The 2674-nt window shown below is 38.7% G+C and carries 2 protein-coding genes and 2 pseudogenes; 3 read left to right on the top strand and 1 reads right to left on the bottom strand.

Going from position 1 to position 2674, the window contains the following annotated elements; all coding sequences use genetic code 11:
• From IM456_RS07715 to IM456_RS07705, 3 genes and pseudogenes are all read left to right on the top strand, one after another.
• A pseudogene (locus IM456_RS07715) lies at positions 1 to 955 on the top strand (hypothetical protein); the annotation flags it as partial.
• A 20-nt stretch (positions 956 to 975) separates the two neighbouring features.
• Positions 976 to 1833, top strand: coding sequence for a glycosyltransferase (locus tag IM456_RS07710; protein ID WP_149985875.1), 858 nt, complete (start codon positions 976 to 978; stop codon positions 1831 to 1833).
• A 203-nt stretch (positions 1834 to 2036) separates the two neighbouring features.
• Complete coding sequence (locus IM456_RS07705; protein ID WP_004162940.1) at positions 2037 to 2507, top strand: DUF4079 domain-containing protein; 471 nt, start codon at positions 2037 to 2039, stop codon at positions 2505 to 2507.
• A 13-nt stretch (positions 2508 to 2520) separates the two neighbouring features.
• Here the strand turns inward: IM456_RS07705 and IM456_RS07700 are convergent.
• Positions 2521 to 2674: pseudogene (locus tag IM456_RS07700) on the bottom strand (RNA-guided endonuclease TnpB family protein); the annotation flags it as partial.

Below are 2674 nucleotides of genomic sequence, written 5' to 3'. Positions count from 1 at the left end.
TTTAATCCTATCAATTCTCTCAATGGCCGTGGGTTTTAGTCTCACTGCTGGTTATTGGATTATCCTAATGTGGACAAAGTTTGCTAATCCTCTTTTTCCCTTCTATAATAAAATCTTTCAATCTCCTTATATTGAAACCGACTACAATTTTAAAGGGATACAATATTTGCCTAAAGATATCTGGCAATGGTTGTTTTATCCTATTTATTTTATCCAGAGACAAACTCTTGTATCTGAGGTTCCTTTCCAAGATAGCCGATTAGCTATAACCTATTTATTGATAATTTTACTAATAGTAGTGATTATTTTTCGTGCTATTTCTAAGCGCAATCTATCCTCTGAAGCTGACTTAACTCATGGTGCAGTTTTAGGGTTTTTACTGCCTTTTTCTCTGACCGCTTACTCTATTTGGTTAGTGGGATTTTCTATCTATCGTTATCTAATGCCATTAGAATTAATCACTCCCACTTTAATTATTTTGATTATTGCCTATCTTTATCCTCGCAAGAAACCATTATTAATCATAAATTTGGTAATATTTTCCTTAATTGTCACTACGGTTAAACCGATGGATTGGTGGAGAATGGGATGGTCAGATCACTATTTTGGTATCGATAGTCAAGCATTAAAACCCTACGAAAATTCCACGATTGTTATCTGGGGAGATGAAGGAACATCTTTTATCGTCCCTTATTTTCCCGCTTCGACTCGTTTTGTGAGACTCAAAGGCAATACTGGAGTCAGTGAGGGAACTTTAATGCGAAAAAATGCCGAGACATTTATTGCTAATACTCCCCCAGAATCTCTCTACATTCTCCAGACGGACTTTAATAAAAAATCCCCTGATATAGTGGGGGATTTAGCGAAGGAAAATCTCGTTATTGATTTCCAAAGTTGTCAACCCTTTCCCACCAAAATCGAAAACTTTAATCTCTGTCGTCTTCAGAAAAAGTAATTCTCTACCTTTTATCTGTAATGATTTATCTATTGACCGTTAACTACAATTGCGCGGAATTAATTAAGCGTTTAATCGCTTCCTTCAACGATGACTTATCTGCTACTCTCATCATTGTTAATAATTCCATTGAAGATAAAAATATCCAATCTTTAGCAGCGCAAAGAGTCAAGATTATTGAAGCGGGGGAAAATTTAGGATTTGGGAAAGGATGTAATCTGGGACTTGATTGGATTTATCAACAAGACAGAGAAGCTATCGTTTGGTTAGTTAATCCTGACGCTTACTTATTACCGGACTCTCTGGAGAAAGCAAGCAAATTTTTTCAGCAATATCCGGAAGTTGCCATCGCCGGTACAGAAATTTACGAACCGGATGGTAAAATCTGGTTTGGTTGGGGAAAATTTAATGCCAAAATCGGCACAATTAACGTAGTAGAGGAATCCTTAGACTATCGAGATAAACCCTATCTAATTCCCGACTGGGTGACGGGATGCAGTTTATTAATTAATTTCTCTAATTTTTACACTTGTCCCCATTTCGATCCCGATTACTTTCTCTACTACGAAGACTTTGATTTTTCCCGAAGATACGCAAATCAAGGCTATTTAGTCGTTGTTACCAATCAGATTAAAATCATTCATGAACCATCTTCTATCACCCGTCGCTATGGTTATCTAAGACTAACTTATAATATCTATAGTTATCTTCTCAGTCTCGAAAAACATACGACTTTAACTATACTTGTTTATCGCTTGCTGCGGATGAGTTTTATGTCTTTACTGATCCTTCCCATTAAACCCAAATTTTCCCTAGCTAAGTTAGAAGGAATTCAACTCTATTGTCAAAGAATTATCACTAAACTGCGTCTAGGTTGAAACCCTTATTTTTGCCGCTTCTGGCATTATTCTTACTAAATCCTGTTTAAAAGCTATAGGAGAGTGGGGAGCGGCGAGTAGTGGTGATGGTGAGCTATCTTGCTGATCTAGTCTGACAGGTCTGTTGACCCGAAAAATAAGGAAGAGTGAGCGATTCATGTTAATTTTTATTAAGAAGCAATCTTTGATGAGAACAGACAACTATGAACTTCGAGATTCCCAGTGCCGTAAAAACTTGGTCACAATTTGGCCATCCCATTCTCATGTGGGTTTTATTAGGATTAACTATCTATGCCCTCTATTCGGGGCTACAATGGCGACGGACGCGTACAGCAGATAAAGACCTAAAAAAAGAATTATTGCCCAAGGATTTTCGCACTAAACACTATCAAATTGGCTCCCTAATCCTCGCTTTAATGGTCTTGGGGACGATCGGGGGTATGGCGGTGACTTATATTAATAACGGTAAATTATTTGTCGGTCCCCATCTGCTGGCGGGTTTAGGGATGGTGGGTTTAATCTCGATCAGTGCGGCTTTAGTACCTTTAATGCAAAAAGGCAATGAATTGGCCAGAATCACCCATATTACCCTTAATGCCGTCATTTTAGGTCTTTTTGGCTGGCAAGCCTTCACAGGAATGGATATAGTCCAGCGTATTCTCAGCAAAATTTGACATACTCCCACCGTCACAGCGTAGCTTGACGGGGGATTCTTGACCTATCACTATCGGAAATTCCTTGTTCAACGAGACAGCTTAGATTCTCAATGTCTCCACTGAAAATCCAGAGGCCGGACTCTCCCAAGGCGTTTGGGTCGGTTTCTGTTTGCCCAACAGTACCG

This window comes from Microcystis sp. M079S1 (assembly GCF_020246425.1).
Classification (GTDB): domain Bacteria; phylum Cyanobacteriota; class Cyanobacteriia; order Cyanobacteriales; family Microcystaceae; genus Microcystis; species Microcystis aeruginosa.
This window is presented reverse-complemented; position numbering and strand designations above follow the sequence as displayed.

What these genes read in the sequence shown, in the direction of transcription:
- IM456_RS07710 (WP_149985875.1), top strand. Translation starts at nt 976, where the DNA reads ATGATTTATCTATTGACCGTTAACTACAATTGCGCGGAATTAATTAAG.
- IM456_RS07705 (WP_004162940.1), top strand. Translation starts at nt 2,037, where the DNA reads ATGAACTTCGAGATTCCCAGTGCCGTAAAAACTTGGTCACAATTTGGC.